This is a genomic window from Ensifer sp. ENS10 (assembly GCF_014852025.1).
In the GTDB taxonomy this organism is placed as follows: Bacteria; Pseudomonadota; Alphaproteobacteria; order Rhizobiales; family Rhizobiaceae; genus Ensifer.
On sequence record NZ_JACVAS010000002.1, the window covers coordinates 852,950 to 870,075 of the forward strand.

Here is a 17,126-nt window from a genome sequence, read left to right on the forward strand (position 1 = left end):
CTCCCGGCTACCAGTGAAATTTCGGAAGGATGAAATCGGGAGACGCGCCGTGCTCGGCAAAGAGCCGGCGACGTTCCTCGTCCACGGCGTGTTCCAGGATCCCGGTCGTCACCAGCACGGAATGCAGCCCCGCATTCGCCGCACCGGCGATGTCATGCTCTATGCTGTCGCCGATGGCACAGACCCGCGTCGGATCGGGATGACCGAGGAAGTCGAGCGCGAGCGCGTAGATGTCGGCGAAGGGCTTGCCGATCCAGCGCACCTTGCCGCCAAGTTCTTCGTAGAGGTCGGCGATGCGACCGGCACCAAAGGCGGTACCCGTCTTCGTCAGCATCACCTTGTCGGGATTGGTACAGAGGCAGGGAACGCCACGCGCGGCCGCCGGTGCCAGCAGCGCCTCATAGTGAGAGAGCGGATAGAGATCGCCTTCGCTCGCCGAAAGCAGCACGATATCGGCATCAGCGCCGCTTGTCGTGCGCTCGAGGTCGAGCCCTTTGATCGGCGACAGATCGTTGTCACGGCTGATCAGCAGGCACTTGCGCGGCGTGCCTGCGCTGCCTGCGCCTTCTCGCTTGAGGATCTGCCAGGCGACCTCCCCCGAAGTCAGGAACCAGTCCCAGCTGCCGGCGGCAAAGCCGATGTCTACAAGGCGACGGTCGTTCTCCGCGGAACGTTTGCCCGAGTTGGAGAGGATGATGATGCGTTTTCCGGCATCCTTCAGCCGCACCAGCGTGTCGGCCGCCACCGGATACGGACCGCGCCCGTCGCGCAGCACGCCGAACTGGTCGATCAGGAAGGCGTCGTAGCGATCGGCAATCTCGCTGAGGCCGGCGATCGTCTCGATAACCGTCACAGCACACCCGCCTTTCTGGCGCCGGCAAGCGCAAGCCGCGCCGTGCCGGCGGCTGCCTCTTCGGACAGAACCGGCAGGAATGGGACGCCGAGCTTGCGCATGCGGATCGCGGTCCAGGCCACATTCTTCGCGCCGCCGCCGACGCTGCGGAGCGAACGGAGCGCCGGTCCGCCGAGCTCGGTCAGCCGCTGGTAGGCAAGGCTCTCGACCCCGGCGATGCCTTCGAAGATTGCCTTCAGAAAGGTCGCATCGTCGGCCGGCCGTGGGCTCATCCGCGGCAGAAAATCCGAATCGGCGACCGGAAAACGCTCGCCGGGTTTGACGAGCGGATAGTAGTCGAGCCCGGTATCGACGACCGGGTTGATCTCCTCAGAAAGCACGGCGATCCTTTCCGGCGAGAAATGCTCGGCGAGCACCACCCCGCCGGTATTGGATGCCCCACCCGCAAGCCACATCTCGCCGATGCGGTGGCTGTAGAGCCCATATTCCGGCGCAAACAGCGGCCGTTCGGAGAGCATCTTCACCGTCAAAGTCGTGCCAAGCGCGCTGACGCCGTCCCCCGGCTGATCGGCGCCCGTTGCCAGGAACGAGGCGCACCCGTCCGTGGTGCCGGCAACGATCACCACGCCGGCCGGTAGATCAAAGGCTTCGGCCGCCGCCGGCGCGATGGTCGCGATCGGCGCGCCGGCTGGCAGCACGTCTGGCAAAAGCTCGACACGCGCCCCCGTCCTTCCGATCCACTCCGGCCACGAGCGTGATACCGGGTCGTAGCCAGTCTTGAGGGCATTGTTTTCGTCGGAGACATCATAGAGCCCGGTGAAGTGCCCGGCGAGCCAATCGGCTTGATGGATCACCCGGAAAACATCCGGCACCGACTGGAAGGCGAGAAGCTTGGCAAGGCCGGATGTGGCGCCATGGGCAGCACTCTCCCGCGGCGCATGGGCGGAAACCGCATCGAGAAGAGCCCGGTCGGCAACCGGATCGTTGTACATCATCGGCGTCGCCAGCGGCGCACCGCTTTGATCGACCGGCAGCATCGTTCCGGACGTGCCGTCGATCGCGAGCGCTGTAACCTGTCGCCTGTCGATACTTCCGAGCGTTTCGCCGAGCGCCGCCTGCACCGCCTTCCACCAGCCGATGGGATCGCGATGATCCCCGGAGAAGGACGCGAGTCTCGCCGCACCCGATGCGACGACGACGCCATCCGCGGCCATGGCCACTGCCCGCGCGCCCGAGGTGCCAATATCGATGCCGAGGACCAGCTTGTCACCGCTCATTGCAGCACCTGTCCGGCGCAGTTGAGCTGCTGGCGGTATTTCTCAGCATCCCATCCGAGAAGTTCCGCGTTTTCCGCTTCCGTCAGGTAGCGCAGGCGAGCATCCGCCGGAATGCGTGCCGTCACGTCGGCAAGGCACCGCGCCATGGCGAAGGCGCCGGCGGACATCTCCTTCTGCACCAGCACGCCCTTGCCGGGGAAAAGCAGCAACGGCGGCAGGCTCTCGCCGGCAGCACGCCGCTTCGCCTCGATCGCAAGCGCGGTCTCGCCGGGAGCGGCTACTACGACGCCCTTGCCGAGGAAAATCACGTGGTCGGGATAGAGGCTGCCGCCGGCGGCAAGCCGGCAGCTGTCGAGGTCGGCCGCCACCGCGTGCAGGTACGGATCCTCCGGCAGCCGGTAGTCGCTGTCGACGGCAAGCCGCGAAAGGGCCGCCACATCCGCCGTCGGCGCCTCCCGCCTCTGCCCGGTCAGGCAGCGCGTGATGTCGGTCAGCAGGATGGTCGCATCGACCACGCTCTCGGCAGCGACGACAAGGCCATGATTGCCGAGGACCAGCACCGATGTGTTGTCCTGCACCCGTTCGGCGATCGCCCTGGCCAGCGGCAGGCCCGGCCGCGCATAGGGCACAAAGACATGCGGAAAGCCGGCAAGCCGCTCGGCGGCGATCGCAGCACCGTTGGTCTGCACGGCCGTCGCGATCGTCTCGACGCAGTGCACATGCACGACCACTCTTTGCGGCATCAGCGCATGCACCGTCGTTTCGATCGAAGGGCGCAGGCCCGAGGGGTTGCGCTCGGCAATCACGAAGTCCTGGGCCTTCTCCGTCGCCGGATCGCTCCGCTCCAGCGCATCGAGCAAGGGATCGAGCGCCACCGGCACCATGACATCGCGCTGGCGCGCATGGGCCAGCCAGAAGCCCGAGGCCTTGATCCAGAGCGCCCCACCCTCCTTGATCGAGGTATTGCCGCCCGCCCCCTGCACCAGCAGCGGATCCGACCCGATACGGGCCGAAAGATCGAGAAGCGCTTCGAATTCCAGACTTCGCATCTCAGTCTCCTTCAGGCCGCCGCCTGCTGGCGTTCCAGCCAATGGGTGAAGGCCTGCCGCTCGGCCAGTGTCATGTGCAGGCCGTGTTTTGTCCGACGGTCGAGAATGTCGTCCGCCGTCAGCGCCCATTCGTTTTCGATGAGGAAGCGCGCCTCGCGCTCACGAAGGAGCGAACCGAAGGCCCGCCCGAGATCCTCGACCGCGGTGGCACCGGCGAGCAGCGCATGCGTCCGCGTGCCGTAGAGCCGCGCATAATGCTTGGCGAGATCGGCGGGCAGCCAGCGGTAGCGCGCCTTGAGATCACCCAGGAACTGCTCGAAATCGGCATCCGCCATATCGCCGCCCGGCAGATGCGCGCTCGCCGTCCAGGCTGGCCCCATCTTGTGGAAGAAGGGCTTCAGCCGTTCCAATGCATGTTCGGAAAGCTTGCGGAACGTGGTGATCTTGCCGCCGAAGACCGAGAGCAGAGGCGCCTGGCCATCGGCCGCATCGACCTCGAAGATGTAGTCGCGGGTGACGGCGGAGGGGTTTTCGGCATTGTCGTCATAGAGCGGGCGCACGCCGGAGAAGCTGTAGACGATATCGTCAGAGGTCAGTTGTTGCTTGAAGTAGCGGTTTACCGACTTCAGCAGATAGCTGATCTCGTTGCCGTCGGCCGATACGTCCTCCGGCCGGCCTTCGTAAGGGATATCCGTCGTCCCGATCAGCGCCAGGTCATTCTGGTAGGGGTTGATGAAGATCACCCGCTTGTCCGGGTTCTGCACCAGGTAGGCCTGCCGTCCCTCCCAGAACTTCGGCACGACGATGTGGCTGCCCTTGACCAGGCGCACGCTGCGGCTGGAGTTCAGCCCGCCGATCCGGCCGATGACGTCGTTGACCCAGGGGCCGGCCGTGTTGACCACACACCGCGCCCTCGCCTCGGTCTTCGCCCCGGTTCGCGTATCGGTCATCTCGATAAACCAGAGCCCGTCCCGCCGGCGGATCGCGCTGCAGGCGGTGCGCGTCAAGACCCGGGCGCCACGGGAGCGTGCATCGAGCGCGTTCAGAACCACGAGGCGGGCGTCATCCACCCAACAGTCGGAATACTCGAACGCCCTGCGATACTCGCGCTTGATCGGCGCGCCCTCAGGCGCGGTCGAAAGATTGAGGCTCCGCGTCCCCGGCAGCCGTTTGCGTCCGCCGAGATGGTCATAGAGGAAGAGCCCGAGCCGCACGAGCCAGGCCGGCCGATCCTCCGGGTTGTGCGGCAGCACGAAACGCATCGGCCAGATGATGTGCGGCGCGGACTGAAGCAGCACCTCGCGTTCGATCAGCGCCTCGCGCACCAGACGAAACTCGTAATATTCGAGATAGCGCAGACCGCCATGCACCAGCTTGCCCGAACGCGAGCTCGTGCCCTGCGCCAGATCGTCCTTCTCGCACAAGAGAACCGAAAGCCCTCGCCCGGCGGCGTCGCGCGCAATGCCCGCGCCATTGACGCCGCCGCCGATGACAAACAGATCATACACTCTGGTCTCGGAACCCACCGTCGTTACTCCTGTCGCCATCGCCGCCATGCCTCACGCCGCCTTCGTCTTGTCCTGCAGGCCATAGGTGGAGAAGCCCTCGATCACGCCTGATATCTCGGCCTCCGACAGGAGCACCGGGCCGCCGATCAGCAGCGTGTGGTAGTACTGCTTGGCGATCGTCTCGAGCTCGACCGCCGCCCACATCGCCTTCTCCAGGCTCGCGCCGGTCGCGATCATGCCGTGGTTCGCCATCAGGCAGGCACTGCGGCCTTCGAGGGCGCGCAAGACGCTGTCGGAGAGCGCCTTGGTGCCATAGCGCTCGTAGTCCGCGACGCGCACATCACTGCCGCCGAAGGCCGCGATCATGTAGTGGCACGCCGGGATCGGCTTGCGGGCGATCGCCAGAATGGTCGAATACATCGCATGGGTGTGGACGACGGCACAGACCTCCGGCCGAGCGCGCAGGATATCCAGGTGAAACGGCCATTCGACCGACGGCTTCTTCGGCCCTGACCAGCTTCCGTATTCGCCCTCGATCTGCATGGCGACGATCATCTCGGACGTCATCTCGTCATAGGGAATGCCCGAGGGCGTCACCAGCATGGTCTCGCCGTGGCGCAGGCTGATATTGCCCGACGTGCCCTGGTTGAGCCCGATGGCGTTCATGTGGCGGCAATGGTCGACGATCGACTGGCGCAGTTCGCGTTCGCTCATAACTGTCACCTCAGCAGGGATGAACCGGCGGCAGGCCGGCGATGTAGCGGCGGACTTCCTCGGCCGCCATTTCGGCGGCAAAGGTCACGGTGCGCACCGAGGCGCCGGCGATATGCGGCGTCAGCGTCACATTGGGGAGTTGCAGCAGCGGCCAATCCTCCGGTACCGGCTCCACGGCGAAGGTCTCCAGCATCGCCGCCGAGAGATGGCCGCTCAGCAGGTTTTCATAGAGCGCGTCGTAGTCGCAGAGCGGGCCACGCGCCGTGTTCACGAAGATCGCGCCCGGCTTCATCTTGGCGAAGGTCTCGGCGTTCATCATATTGCGCGTCTCCTCCGTGACGCGGGGATGCAGCGTCACGAGGTCCGAGCGGGACAGAAGATCGTCGAGCGAGACCTGCTCGACGCCAGCATTGAGGTCGTCCGCCGAAAGCTGCACATAGGGGTCGTGCACCAGCACCTTGGTGCCGAAGGCGCGCAGCAGACGCACGACCTTCGTGCCGATATTGCCGTAACCGATGACGCCAACGGTCATTTCGCAGAGTTCGCGGCCGGTGCGGTCGGCGCGATAGAGATCGCCGCGCCATTCGCCCTTGCGCAGCGCCTCATGCCCGGTGCGGATCAGCCGCGTCTCGGCGAGGATCGCGCCGAGCGTGAATTCGGCAACGGCGCTCGCATTGCGGCCGGGCGTGTTGACGACGCGCACACCTGCGTCGCGCGCCGCACCCATGTCGATATTCACAGGTCCGCCGCGCGAGACCGCGACGAGCTTGAGGCCGGGCAGTGCCGCAAGCATCCCTCGCGACAGCGGCGCCAGCTGCGTCACCAGGATTTCCGCGTCACCGATGAATTCGACGATGTCCTCGGGCTTGCCGAGGTATTCCTTCAGCCCGTCCATGCCTTCGACGGCATAGCCGTGCTCCATCGGCACATCGGGCCAGGGCAGTTCGAGCGTGCGGATGTCATGGCCGTTGCCGGTCGCCTCGACGATCTTGTCGCGGAAGACGTCCGGCAGCATGAACCGGTCGCCGATAATGGCTATCTTCTTCATTTCGGTCTTTCCTGTTGATTTCCGGCGTCAACACCTTGGGAGAGTGCGTGCCAGACGGGTCTGAGCGCTGTTCGCGACTGCTGGTAGGCGGGGAAGAGTTCGTCAAAGCGACAGCTAAGCACCGGATCGGCGGCTTCCGCCGGTCGTTGGTAGGGGGTGACCCAATCGCCGAGGCAATCGGCCATCGAGGGATAGATGCCGAGCGAGACGGCGGCGATCATGGCAGCACCGGCAGCACCCGCCTCTTCCCGTTCGCTCGTCTGGACGCTGGCGCCGAGCGCCGCTCCGAGGATGCGGCGGAGCGAGGCGCTGCGGGCAGCACCACCCGTCAGCTGGATGCGCGCCGGCAGCGGCCCCATTTCCGCGTAGCAATCGCGCGCCGCCATGGCGAGCCCGTCAAAGACCGCCTTCACCATGTCGCCGAAGCCGTGGGTGATCGAGAGGCCGACGAAGGAGGCGCGGGCCGAGGCGTCGACGAAAGGCCCGCGCTCGCCCGCCTCCGAGATATAGGGCTGGAAGATCAGCGGCGTGTCCTTGGCGTCCGCAAGCCAGCCGTCGACATGGGAAAGCAGTTCGTCCTTCGATTTTTCGACGCCCATGCCCTTGAGCAGCCCGGATGCCACCGACAGGATCCAGTCGATGTTGAGCGTCGCTGCCATATTCGACTGCATCTGCGCATAGGTGCCCGGGATCGGCATGCACATGGTGTAGCCGGTCAAGTCGCGGTTGAGGCGCACATCGTCGGCACCGTTGGCCAGTCGCATATGCATGCCGGTCGAACCGATGATCGAGCAGCCAGTATCGGTGCCGGGATCATAGAGGCCGGCACCGAGCGCGGTGCAGACCACATCGACGTAACCGAGCACAACAGGCGTGCCTTCGGTGAGCCCCGTGATGCGAGCGGCTTCGGCCGAAAGCAGGTGATGGGTCGAGGCACCATCGACGATCTCGGGCAGCACATGCTTCAGCTTTTCGAGGCCGAGGAAGGCGATGACGTCGTCGTTGTAGCTGCGGGTGCGGAAATTGCCGAAGCTGAAATTGGCCTCGGATGGGTCGGTCGCCCGCTTGCCGGTCAGCTTGAAATAGAGCCAGTCCTTGCAATGGAACGTCGTTGCGACACCGTTGAGCATCTCGGGCGCATGGTCGCGCATCCAGCGAAGCTGCGGGCCCTGCTGGCAGGCGGCGAGCCCCACGCCCGTGCTTTGAAAGCGGTCGATATCGCCGCTGTCGGCGCGCAGCCGCTCCACCGTCTCGCCGGCGCGCGCATCGAGCCAGAGCCAGCCCTTGCCGACAGGCGCGCCGTCCCTGTCGATCATCCAGGTGCCGTCCCCCTGACCGGTCACCGCGATCGCGGCAACACGGCCAGGGAGGTTTTCGATCTTGTCGGAGAGCTGCTTGAGCGTCGCTGCCGCATCGGCCCAGGTGCGGTCGAGATCCTGCACGCTGCCGGCGCGGCCCACGGCCTCATAGGCGTTCGGCAGGGCCGCCATGGCGATCTGCCGACCGCGCAGGTCGAAGGCCACCGATTTGATGACCGACGTACCCGCATCTATGCCGATGAGGATATCCCGCATCAGGCGAGCTCCTGTCCATGGCTGATCGCCCGGCCGCTTTCGCCGTCGAAGACATGCAGGCTCGACGGGTCGAGATGGATACCGATCGGCTGGCCGACATCAAGCTCCGTCCGGTCGTGCTCGACCAGCACCATGGTGCCGCCGGCAAAATCCGCGGCGATATGGGTCTGGTCACCCAGCCATTGGTTGACGGCGACGCGGCCGGTGACGCCGTCGGCGCTGCGGCGCACCGAATAGGGCCTTATGCCGAGCACCACCTTCTGCCGCTGAACCAGCGCATCACGCACCGCATGCGAGAAGTCCGAGGCTGGATATTCGAGCCGCACGCCATCCTTGAGGCCGAAGGCAACTTTGCTCTCCGATCCCGAAACGCTGGCCTCGAAGACGTTCATCGGCGGCTCGCCGACGAAGGTGCCGGTGAAGAGATTGGCCGGGCGCTCCTTGATCTTCTGCGGCGTGTCGAACTGCTGCAGCACGCCGCCTTCCATGACGGCGATGCGGTCGGCGAGCGCGTTGGCCTCGGTCTGGTCGTGGGTGACGAGGATCGCCGTCAGCCCCCGCTCCTTGATGTAGTGCTTGATGCGGCCGCGAAGCAGCGCGCGAAGCTGCGGCTCCAGTTGTCCCATCGGCTCGTCGAGCAGGTGCAGGCTGGCATCGCGGATGAGAGCCCGCCCAAGCGAGGCGCGCTGCTGCTGGCCGCCGGAGATCGAGCTTGGATAGCGCCCGAGAATGTCTTCGATCTCCAAAAGCTTGGCGATACCAGCGACCTTCTCGTCGACGACACCCTGCGAAAGCTTCGAAGCCTTGAGCGCGAAGGCGATGTTCTCGCGCACCGTGAGCGGCGGGTAGAGCGAATAGCCCTCAAACGCCATGGCGACGTTGCGGCGCACCGGCGGCAGGGTCTGCACCGGCCGGCCAGCAAGCGAGATCGTGCCACGCGAGACCGCCTCGAAGCCGGCGATCATCCGCAATGTCGAGGTCTTGCCGCAGCCGGACGAGCCGAGCAGCGCGATGATCTCGCCCTTCTGAACATCCATGTTCAGCTTCTTCACGGCATGCACGCCGTAATCGACAGGGCCGTAGAACTTGTCGACGTCCTTGATCAAAAGAGCGGTGTCGGTCATGCCGCTTCTCCACTGCGCTTGGCTGCGAGGTCGGCGCGCGGCAGCAGGGCGCCGCTCGTCTTGTCGAAGAGGAAGGCCTGGGTGCCATTGACGGCAATATGGGCCGGGCCGGCGACCGGACCAGGCGTACCGGCCGGACGCGACACCAGGATTTCGCGGCCGCGGGCGGTCAGTGCCAGCGTCACGGTCTTTTCGTTGAGCGGCGTTTCCGCCTCCACCGTCACGGGGATCGCGCCGGGTGCAACGGCATCGGCAAAGCTGATCGCCTCCGGCCGCAGGCCGAGGACGCATTCCTTACCCGCGACATCGGCATCATAATCGGCAAGGCGTACCCGGACATTGGAGAGCTCGACGAACACGCCCTCGCCGCTGCGCTGCGGCACCACGTCGAGCAGGTTGATGGTGGGATCGCCGAAGAGCCGCGCGATCTCGATATCGGCCGGCGCATTGTAGATTTCCTGCGGCGTTCCGACCTGGCGGATGCGGCCGGCAGCCATGACGGCGATGCGGTCACCGAGCGCCATCGCCTCCTTGTAGTCCTGGGTGACGTAGACGACGGTGGCGCCTTGCGCCGCGAGCAGCCGCGGCAGTTCCAGCCGCATCTCGAAGCGGAGCTTGGCGTCGACGTTGCGCAAGGGATCGTCCAGCAGCAAGAGCGGCGGCGAGCCGACGAGCGCGCGGGCAAGTGCCGTTCTCTGCTTCTGGCCGTTGGAAAGCGCCTTCGGATGATGCGTCAGCACATGGTCGATCTTGAGCAGTTTCGCGACCTTCTGCACGCCGGCGGCGATCTTCTCCTTCGACGATCGCGTCGCCGTCAGCGGGCTTGCGATGTTGTCGAAGGCGCTCATGTGCGGGAAGAGCGCGAAGTTCTGGAAGGCCATGCCGACGCCGCGATGTTCGGCATCGACATCGGTCATGTCCTCGCCGCCGATCAGCACCCTGCCCTCATCCGGCTCGATGACGCCGGCCACCAGGCGAAGCAGTACGGTCTTGCCGGCGCCGGAGGGGCCGAAGAGCACCAGCCGTTCACCGTCGGCGACGTCAAGCGTGAGATCGTCGAGAACCGTCTGGCTCTTGTAGCGCTTGACGATATTCTTCAGTTGCAGCGTGGTCATGAGTTACCCTTTCACCGCGCCGAGCGACAGGCCTTCGACGAGGTAGCGCTGGGCGTAGAGTGCAAGTGCGAGCGTCGGCGTGACCGAAAGCACGATGGCCGCGGCGATCTGTCCGTACTGGATGCCCGAGGAGGTGACGAAGGCAAGCGCGCCGACCGTCACCGGCTGCTTGTCAGCAGATGCCAACACCAGCGCGAAGACGAAATTGTTCCAGGCGAAGATGAAGGCGAGCAGGCCGGCAGCGGCAATGCCCGGTCCGGCAAGCGGCAGAGCAATCTTGCGGAACGTCGCAAACCAAGAATGGCCGGCGATGCGATAGGCATATTCGACGTCGGCCGAGATATCCTCGAAGTAGCCGCGCACGATCCAGAGGATGAGTGGCAGGCAGATGAGCTGGTAGACCCAGATCAGGCCGAAATAGGTGTTGGAGAGGCCGAGCCACTGGAAATACTGCGTCAGCGGCAGTAGCACCAGGAGAGGCGGCGCGAAGCGGAAGGACAGCAGCGTAAACGCGATGTCCTCCGAACCTTTGAACTTGTGGCGGGCAAACGCATAGGCCGCGGGCACGCCGAGCACGAGCGCTACGGCAACGGAGGCGACCGACAGGAAGATCGAGTTGCCGAGATTGCGCATGAAGGCGATGTCGAGCGTACCGGCCGCCGTCTGCAGCTTGCCGGTGATCAGCGCCGCATAGTTCGAGAGCGTCGGCGAGAACACGATCGACGGTGGGATGGCGAGGATCGTCTCGTTCGTCTGGAACGACATCAGGAAGATCCAGAAGATCGGGAACATGAAGAAGACGACGACGAGCGTGAGGGCGAGACCGCGCAAGACCCGTTCGAGCGGAGACATGGTTTCCATTGGTCCCTCCCTTAAGCTTCGCCGCGAGCGCGTTCGCGCAGCCGCAGCCAGTTCTTGATGAAGACGTTGGAGAGCGTGTAGGTGATCGCCCACAGGATGATCAGCAGCGCCGCCGAACGGCCGACATTGGTCGACTGGAAGAAGTTGAGATAGGCCTCGACCTGGAAGACGGTGAGCGTATTGCCGGGGCCGCCCTGCGTCATCGCGTAGATGATGTCGAACTGCTGGATACTGTCGAGCAGCCGGAAGAGCGTCGCCGTCAGGATATAGGGCGTCAGCATCGGCAGCGTGATGCGGAAGAAGACGAAGCTGCGCGGCACGCCATCGAGAGCCGCCGCCTCGAAGGGCTGCGTCGGCAGCGAGCGCAGGCCCGCCAGAAGCAGGATCATGATGAAGGGCGTATAGACCCAGATGTCGACGAGCACGACGGTCAGCAGCGCCGTATCCGGCGAGGATGCCCAGCGGAAATCATGCAGGCCGATCAGGCTTGCGAGATAGCTGAGAATGCCGAAGCTCGGATTGGTCATCAGCTTCCACATCAGCGCGGCCAGCGCCGGCGCGATCATCAGCGGCAGAAGCAGCATGATCGAGATGAAGTTGTTGATGGTCGAGCGCCGCTGCAGCAGCAGCGCGATGCCAAGGCCGAGCAGCAGTTCCAGCGTCACGGTGATGCCGGCATAAAGCAGCGACACCTTGAGCGTGTTCCAGAAGGCGGGGTCGGTGAAGAAGTTGAGGTAGTTTTCGCCCCAGTTGAACTGGCGGCTCCAGGGCTGGCTCAGCCGGTAGCGCTGGAAGGAATAGATCACTGCCGTGAAGAACGGGATGAGGATGCCGATGCAGACGAGCAACGCCGGCAGGCTCAGCACGTAGGGAAGCATCTTCCTGCTGATCCTGAAACCGGAGGCCGGTCTGCGGAGGGTTTCTGTTGAAGCCATGTTGAGCTCCGTTCCTGAAGTCTTTAAAGAGCACGCGGCACGCGGGAGCCTATAGGCGCCGCGCCAGTCCCTCGGCATCTCGGGTTGATTTCGGTGCAACCTCAAACCGGTCGCAACAGGCCGGCTCAGCCGGCATCTCGGGATGCCCGGCGCTTGTCAGCGCCGGGCATCGCTTGGGAGGCCTATCAGCCGAGACCCGCCTCTTGGAGCTGGCGGTTGATGCTTTCTGCAAGCTGGTCGAGACCTTCATCGACAGGCACCTGCTTGGCGACCATCTTCTGCAGCGTCGCCGCCCATTCGGTGGTGACGTCGAAGAACAGCGGCTGCGGCGTGAACTTGATGGAGGCGCCGGCGGCCGAGGCGTCGAACATTTCGACGTAACCCGGATACTTGCCGTTCAGCTTCTCGCGGAAGATCTCGTCCTTCCAGATCGACTGGCGAACAGGATCGACGAAGTCCATCTTTGTGGCGCCGAACAGCGCATGTTCGGGACCGGAAGCCCACTGCAGGAAGTACCAGGTGGCGTCCTTGTCCTTGGAGAAGTTGGACATGGCAAGCGACCAGATCCAGATGTTCGGCGTTGAGGCGGTGGCCTCCGGGTTTGCGGCAAAGGCGGCATAGCCGAGCTTGCCGGCCATCTTGTTGTCGCCGCCGTTCATGAAGTAACCCAGGCAATCGGCGTCAAAGATCATGGCCGATGCGCCGGCGCCGAGGTCGGTGCCGACCTGGTACCAGGTATAGGTCGACCAGTCCTTCGGGCCGCTTTCCTGGATCATCTGCACGAACTTGGCGTGATAGGCCTTCGAACCGTCGGTGTTCATCGCTGCCGACAGCTTGCCGTCCGCGCCGACGTTCAGGTCCTTCTGGTTGAAGTTGGCATAACCCGACAGGAAGCCCGGATGGATCGTTGCCCAGGAGCGCGAACCACGCACGCCGATGCCGTAAATGCCGCCGATGTCCTTCTGCAGCTTGGCCGCAACCGCGATCATGTCGTCGAGGTTCTTCGGCAATTCGACGCCGGCCTTGTCGAACATCTCGCGGTTATAGGTGATGTTGTTCTGTTCGAACGCCCACGGAATGCACCATTGCTTGGCGTCTTCCGACCCAAGCGCTCCGCCCGGCTGGCCGTTCCAGGCGCAGGAGTTCTTCACGCCGGCAAGGAAATCGTCCCAGTTGTAGTTGGGGTTGGTCTTGGTCGGATCCTTGATCCATTCGTTGAGGTCGGCGATCCAGCCGGCCGGACCATAGGTCCAGGTCATGTAGGCGCCGGTCATGAAGGCGTCGTATTCTGCCGATCCCGACGACAGCGCCGCCGTCACCTTGTCGAAATAGACGTCTTCCGGGAACACGTCATAGGTGACCTCGATGCCCGTCAGATCCTTGAAGGCCTGCAGGTTGGCGATCATCGCGTCGGCGTAAGGGTGCTTGTTCAAAAGCAGCTTCAGCTTCTTGCCGGAATGCGCCTTCCAGTCGAAATCGGCAGCAAGCGCCCGGGTCGACATCATGTTGAACAACGTGCCGGCCGTGCCGGCGGTCAGGCCTGCGGCACCCAATCCCTTGAGCATGCCACGGCGGTCCACCTCCCCACGCAGGAATGCGCTGATGAGGTCCTTCTCCTTCTCGTACATTCGTCTTCTCCTCCGTTGCGGGTATGATTGCGACTGCCGGCTACCCCACCGGTATTCCTCCCTTTAAGGCCTGGACGGCAGATCCTCCCTGCCCTCCGCAATGGCCCCGAATGTTCAGCGCCTCATGCGCTCTCAGCGGCAAGCGCCCGTGCAGTCCGCTCGTCGGTGATGAGGCCGCTCAGGTGCCCGCTTGCGAGCACGGCGCGAATGGCCGGCACCTTGATCTTGCCGCCGGCCACGGCAACCGTGCGGCGGTTCTTCAGGTCGTCGCGGCTGAGCGTGAAGGTCCGGTCGGACAACGCTGTTTCGACTGGTGCGCCGTCCTTGTCGAAGAAGTGGCCGAGCAGCTCACCCATCGCCCCGCCCTTCTGGATCTCCTCGATCTCGCTCGTCTCGATCATGCCGGTCGAGACCAGCGACGCCTCTCGCTCGACGGTGCCGATGCCGACCATCAGCAGGTCGGCGGTCTTGGCGAGATCGAAGACCTCGCGCACGCCACGCTGGCTGAAGAGCACGTCGCGATCCTCGACCGTGTTGGCGAAGAACGGCACCGGCATGACATAGGCCTCCGCACCGGTGCGCTCGGCGAGCCGGTGGATCACGTCATGCGGGTTGGCCGAGAACTTGCGGGTGAGCCCGCCGAGCAGCGACACGAAGCGGGTGTTGCCGCTTGCCATGCGCGGCAGATATTCGACGCACGCGGCAAGCGTGCGGCCGTGGCCGACGCCGACCAGTGCCGTCTCGCCGCGCTCGATCTCGCGCTTCAGGAACTGCGCGCCGGAAATGCCGAGCGCCTTCAGGGGCAGATCGTCGGAATCGAAGTCCGGCACCACCTCGCAATAGTCGAGGCCAAAGCGGGCCGAAAGCGCCTGCTCGAGCTCGACACACTCCGAGACTTCGCCGTCGATATAGACCTTCACCAGTCCTTCCTGGTTGGCCTTCATGATCAGCCGATGGGCCTTGAGCGAGGTAAGCCCCAGGCGCTTGGCGACCTCGGCCTGGGTCAGCCCGCCGGCATAGTGCAGCCAGGCCGCCCGCGTCGCCATGCTGGTCTCGTCGTCACGAATACCTGTCCCGCCAATCGTCATTGTCTCCACCCGGTCCTTGTTGCGCTGCATGATATTTTTTGCACCTCGTGATATTTTTATCCGTTAATGAAAGAAATTTCATGGCGTGCAAAAAATGTCAATAGCGATCAGCCGCGCGATCGATCACGTTTGTGGAGGAATGGGATTGGGAGAGCCGGCATCGACTGGCGCGGCGCGCCGTCGGGGCGCCGCTACGGGCGGGCATGCAGTGATGGGCGGCGCCTACACGGCTTACTGCCCGAGGTTTCTCAGATACAGCGACAGCAATTGCGTCTGCGAGGAAATGCCGAGCTTGCGGTAGACGTTCCGGCGGTGAACCTTGACCGTACCGGTGGAGATACCGAGCCTGAGGCCGATCGATTCCGACGAATGGCCCTGCAGAACCAGTTCGATGATCGAGGATTCCCGCTCCGTCAGATTGAGATGCTGCCAGACGCCATCGGCCGGTGGATGCGTCGCCTTGCGGCGGCTGCGGCCGGTTTTCGCCAGCGCCGCATCGAACCGTCGGCCGAGACCCGCCCAATGATGGCGCACCAGTGCCGAGACCAGCGGCTCGACCTTCTTCAACAGCGCAAACTCCGCCGGGCTGAACGGCCCCGTCGCCTCGCGCCGCATCAGCGACAGCACGACGGTGATCTGCTCGTCGACCGGCACGAAGAAGCCGACTTCCTCCGCAAGCCCGGTCTGCACATAGTAGGTGCGGTAGTATTCCGAGGAGAAGAACCGATCGGGCGCAAGCTCCCGCATCCGCCAGATGCCCGGCTTGCCCTGTGACGCCGCATGGTAGAACGGGTCAAGCAGATAGGGCCCCGCCTGGTAGAGGCTGACGAAAAGCACATGATCCTTGGCGTTGAAGGTGCTGAAGAGATCGATCGGCCGTTCCTTGCCGCGATAGGCAAAGACGACCACATAGTCGAAGGTCATCAGCGTCGACATCAGCCGCCGATAGGCGGTGCCGACCGCCTCGTCGTCTAGCGCAGGACCTGCCACCAACGGTGCCATGACCTGAAAAAGCCCCTCGAGATCGACGCTCAAACCGCCCTCCCGGCCGATATTTCCTGCTCCGGGGTATACTCCTCACACAGAGCATTCCACGTTGAAATACCTCTCTCGGGGTATATACCGGCAGGGTGCGCGCTGACTAGGCTGCGTATCAATGACGGTGGAGTGCCAGGACGGAGATTCCTGGCTGCATCCGAAAACAACCGCAGGGAACAGACGTGACATCCGCTTCGACGAACGACATCGAATTCCGTTCGGTCGCCAAACGTTATGGCGCCGTGACGGCCGTATCGGACATTAATCTCGAGGTGCCGCGTGGCGCCTTCATGGCGCTTCTCGGGCCTTCCGGCTGCGGCAAGACCACCTGCCTGCGCATGATCGGCGGCTTCGAGCAGCCGAGCGAGGGCACGGTCTTCATCAGCGGCGAGCCGATGAACGGTGTTGCCGCCTACCGCCGCCCGGTCAACATGGTGTTCCAGCACTATGCGCTGTTTCCCCATCTCGATGTCGAGCAGAACGTCTCCTACGGCTTGAGGCAGATGCGGCCGCGCATCGCCAGCGCCGAGATTTCCCGCCGCGCCCAGGAGGCGCTGGAAATGGTGCGGCTCGGCGGCTTCGGCAAACGCCGCATCCATGAAATGTCCGGCGGCCAGCAGCAGCGCGTGGCGCTTGCCCGCGCCATCGTCAACAAGCCGAAGGTGCTTTTGCTCGACGAGCCGCTGGCGGCCCTCGACAAGAAGTTGCGCACCGCCATGCAGATCGAGCTGCAGACGCTGCAGCGCGAGCTCGGCATCACCTTCGTGCTCGTCACCCACGATCAGGAAGAAGCGCTGTCGATGAGCGATTTTGTCTGCGTCATGAATGCCGGCCGCATCGTCCAGGTCGGCCCGCCGCAGGAGATCTACGATCGTCCCGCAAGCCTCTTCGTCGCCGATTTCGTCGGCAAGACCAACCGCATCGATGCGACCGTCGACGGCGCCTCGTCGCTTGTCCTTGCCAACGGCGCCCGCTTCGCCACCCCTGCCGTCAATGGAACGAAGGGTGCGGCAACGGTGGCGCTCAGGCCCGAAGCGATCCGCCTGACGCGCAACGGCGCCGCCAGCGCAGACGCGCTTGCCGGCACCGTCACTCACCGGATCTTTTTGGGCTCAGCCGTCGAATACTCCGTCGCGGTCGACGGGCTCGGCGATTTCCTGGTGACGGCCGACCGTCGGACGCTCGGCGACAGCGAACTGGTGGAGCCCGGCGAAAAGGTCGGCCTCGCCTTCGATCCGAACGCGCTGCACGTCTTTCCAGCCTGAACTCTCCCGGCCTCACCAAGCCGGTTCTGCCGCCTACGCATGAACGTCA

General features: G+C 64.4%; 15 protein-coding genes. 1 reads left to right on the forward strand and 14 read right to left on the reverse strand.

What is annotated here, in order from left to right; genetic code table 11:
* Positions 1-7: 7 nt before the first annotated feature.
* The 14 genes from IB265_RS11110 to IB265_RS11175 form a co-directional block, all read right to left on the reverse strand.
* Complete coding sequence (locus IB265_RS11110) at positions 8-853, reverse strand: TIGR01459 family HAD-type hydrolase (protein WP_057253367.1); 846 nt, start codon at positions 851-853, stop codon at positions 8-10.
* Positions 850-2,130, reverse strand: a complete 1,281-nt coding sequence (locus tag IB265_RS11115; protein ID WP_057253365.1) for an FGGY-family carbohydrate kinase — start codon at positions 2,128-2,130, stop codon at positions 850-852. The genes IB265_RS11110 and IB265_RS11115 overlap by 4 nt, the downstream gene beginning before the upstream one ends.
* Entirely contained in the window at positions 2,127-3,179 is a 1,053-nt protein-coding gene (locus IB265_RS11120; RefSeq protein ID WP_057253363.1) for a class II aldolase/adducin family protein, read from the reverse strand. Before IB265_RS11120 ends, IB265_RS11115 begins: the two co-directional genes overlap by 4 nt.
* An 11-nt stretch (positions 3,180-3,190) precedes the next feature.
* A complete protein-coding gene (locus tag IB265_RS11125) occupies positions 3,191-4,726 on the reverse strand; it encodes a glycerol-3-phosphate dehydrogenase (protein ID WP_057254370.1) in 1,536 nt (511 codons plus the stop codon).
* Between the two features lie 12 nt (positions 4,727-4,738).
* Positions 4,739-5,401: a class II aldolase/adducin family protein gene (locus tag IB265_RS11130; RefSeq protein ID WP_057253360.1), complete on the reverse strand. Its 663-nt coding sequence runs from the start codon at positions 5,399-5,401 to the stop codon at positions 4,739-4,741.
* A gap of 10 nt (positions 5,402-5,411) precedes the next feature.
* Positions 5,412-6,449: a 2-hydroxyacid dehydrogenase gene (locus IB265_RS11135; protein ID WP_057253358.1), complete on the reverse strand. Its 1,038-nt coding sequence runs from the start codon at positions 6,447-6,449 to the stop codon at positions 5,412-5,414.
* Complete coding sequence (locus tag IB265_RS11140; RefSeq protein WP_057253356.1) at positions 6,446-8,023, reverse strand: FGGY-family carbohydrate kinase; 1,578 nt, start codon at positions 8,021-8,023, stop codon at positions 6,446-6,448. The genes IB265_RS11135 and IB265_RS11140 overlap by 4 nt, the downstream gene beginning before the upstream one ends.
* Positions 8,023-9,147: an ABC transporter ATP-binding protein gene (locus IB265_RS11145; protein WP_057253353.1), complete on the reverse strand. Its 1,125-nt coding sequence runs from the start codon at positions 9,145-9,147 to the stop codon at positions 8,023-8,025. Before IB265_RS11145 ends, IB265_RS11140 begins: the two co-directional genes overlap by 1 nt.
* On the reverse strand, positions 9,144-10,262 hold the full coding sequence (locus IB265_RS11150; RefSeq protein ID WP_057253351.1) for an ABC transporter ATP-binding protein: 1,119 nt from the start codon (positions 10,260-10,262) through the stop codon (positions 9,144-9,146). Before IB265_RS11150 ends, IB265_RS11145 begins: the two co-directional genes overlap by 4 nt.
* A 3-nt stretch (positions 10,263-10,265) precedes the next feature.
* The gene (locus IB265_RS11155) at positions 10,266-11,123 is read right to left on the reverse strand and encodes a carbohydrate ABC transporter permease (protein WP_057253349.1); all 858 of its coding nucleotides are present in this window, start codon (positions 11,121-11,123) and stop codon (positions 10,266-10,268) included.
* 11 nt (positions 11,124-11,134) lie between these two features.
* Positions 11,135-12,058: a carbohydrate ABC transporter permease gene (locus IB265_RS11160; protein ID WP_057253347.1), complete on the reverse strand. Its 924-nt coding sequence runs from the start codon at positions 12,056-12,058 to the stop codon at positions 11,135-11,137.
* Positions 12,059-12,243: 185 nt separating this feature from the next.
* Entirely contained in the window at positions 12,244-13,686 is a 1,443-nt protein-coding gene (locus tag IB265_RS11165; RefSeq protein ID WP_057253346.1) for an extracellular solute-binding protein, read from the reverse strand.
* 122 nt (positions 13,687-13,808) lie between these two features.
* Positions 13,809-14,774 carry a sugar-binding transcriptional regulator gene (locus IB265_RS11170; protein WP_057254368.1) on the reverse strand — a complete coding sequence of 322 codons (966 nt, stop codon included), beginning with the start codon at positions 14,772-14,774 and terminating at the stop codon, positions 13,809-13,811.
* Between the two features lie 231 nt (positions 14,775-15,005).
* The gene (locus IB265_RS11175; protein WP_375293061.1) at positions 15,006-15,776 is read right to left on the reverse strand and encodes a LuxR C-terminal-related transcriptional regulator; all 771 of its coding nucleotides are present in this window, start codon (positions 15,774-15,776) and stop codon (positions 15,006-15,008) included.
* A gap of 218 nt (positions 15,777-15,994) precedes the next feature.
* Here IB265_RS11175 and IB265_RS11180 point away from each other — a divergent pair, with 218 nt between their 5' ends.
* Positions 15,995-17,077: an ABC transporter ATP-binding protein gene (locus tag IB265_RS11180; RefSeq protein ID WP_057253341.1), complete on the forward strand. Its 1,083-nt coding sequence runs from the start codon at positions 15,995-15,997 to the stop codon at positions 17,075-17,077.
* Positions 17,078-17,126 lie beyond the last annotated feature (49 nt).

What these genes read in the sequence shown, in the direction of transcription:
- IB265_RS11135 (WP_057253358.1), bottom strand. Translation starts at nt 6,449, where the DNA reads ATGAAGAAGATAGCCATTATCGGCGACCGGTTCATGCTGCCGGACGTC.
- IB265_RS11145 (WP_057253353.1), bottom strand. Translation starts at nt 9,147, where the DNA reads ATGACCGACACCGCTCTTTTGATCAAGGACGTCGACAAGTTCTACGGC.
- IB265_RS11130 (WP_057253360.1), bottom strand. Translation starts at nt 5,401, where the DNA reads ATGAGCGAACGCGAACTGCGCCAGTCGATCGTCGACCATTGCCGCCAC.
- IB265_RS11115 (WP_057253365.1), bottom strand. Translation starts at nt 2,130, where the DNA reads ATGAGCGGTGACAAGCTGGTCCTCGGCATCGATATTGGCACCTCGGGC.
- IB265_RS11155 (WP_057253349.1), bottom strand. Translation starts at nt 11,123, where the DNA reads ATGGAAACCATGTCTCCGCTCGAACGGGTCTTGCGCGGTCTCGCCCTC.
- IB265_RS11170 (WP_057254368.1), bottom strand. Translation starts at nt 14,774, where the DNA reads ATGACGATTGGCGGGACAGGTATTCGTGACGACGAGACCAGCATGGCG.
- IB265_RS11165 (WP_057253346.1), bottom strand. Translation starts at nt 13,686, where the DNA reads ATGTACGAGAAGGAGAAGGACCTCATCAGCGCATTCCTGCGTGGGGAG.
- IB265_RS11140 (WP_057253356.1), bottom strand. Translation starts at nt 8,023, where the DNA reads ATGCGGGATATCCTCATCGGCATAGATGCGGGTACGTCGGTCATCAAA.
- IB265_RS11150 (WP_057253351.1), bottom strand. Translation starts at nt 10,262, where the DNA reads ATGACCACGCTGCAACTGAAGAATATCGTCAAGCGCTACAAGAGCCAG.
- IB265_RS11175 (WP_375293061.1), bottom strand. Translation starts at nt 15,776, where the DNA reads ATGGCACCGTTGGTGGCAGGTCCTGCGCTAGACGACGAGGCGGTCGGC.
- IB265_RS11120 (WP_057253363.1), bottom strand. Translation starts at nt 3,179, where the DNA reads ATGCGAAGTCTGGAATTCGAAGCGCTTCTCGATCTTTCGGCCCGTATC.
- IB265_RS11125 (WP_057254370.1), bottom strand. Translation starts at nt 4,726, where the DNA reads ATGGCGACAGGAGTAACGACGGTGGGTTCCGAGACCAGAGTGTATGAT.
- IB265_RS11160 (WP_057253347.1), bottom strand. Translation starts at nt 12,058, where the DNA reads ATGGCTTCAACAGAAACCCTCCGCAGACCGGCCTCCGGTTTCAGGATC.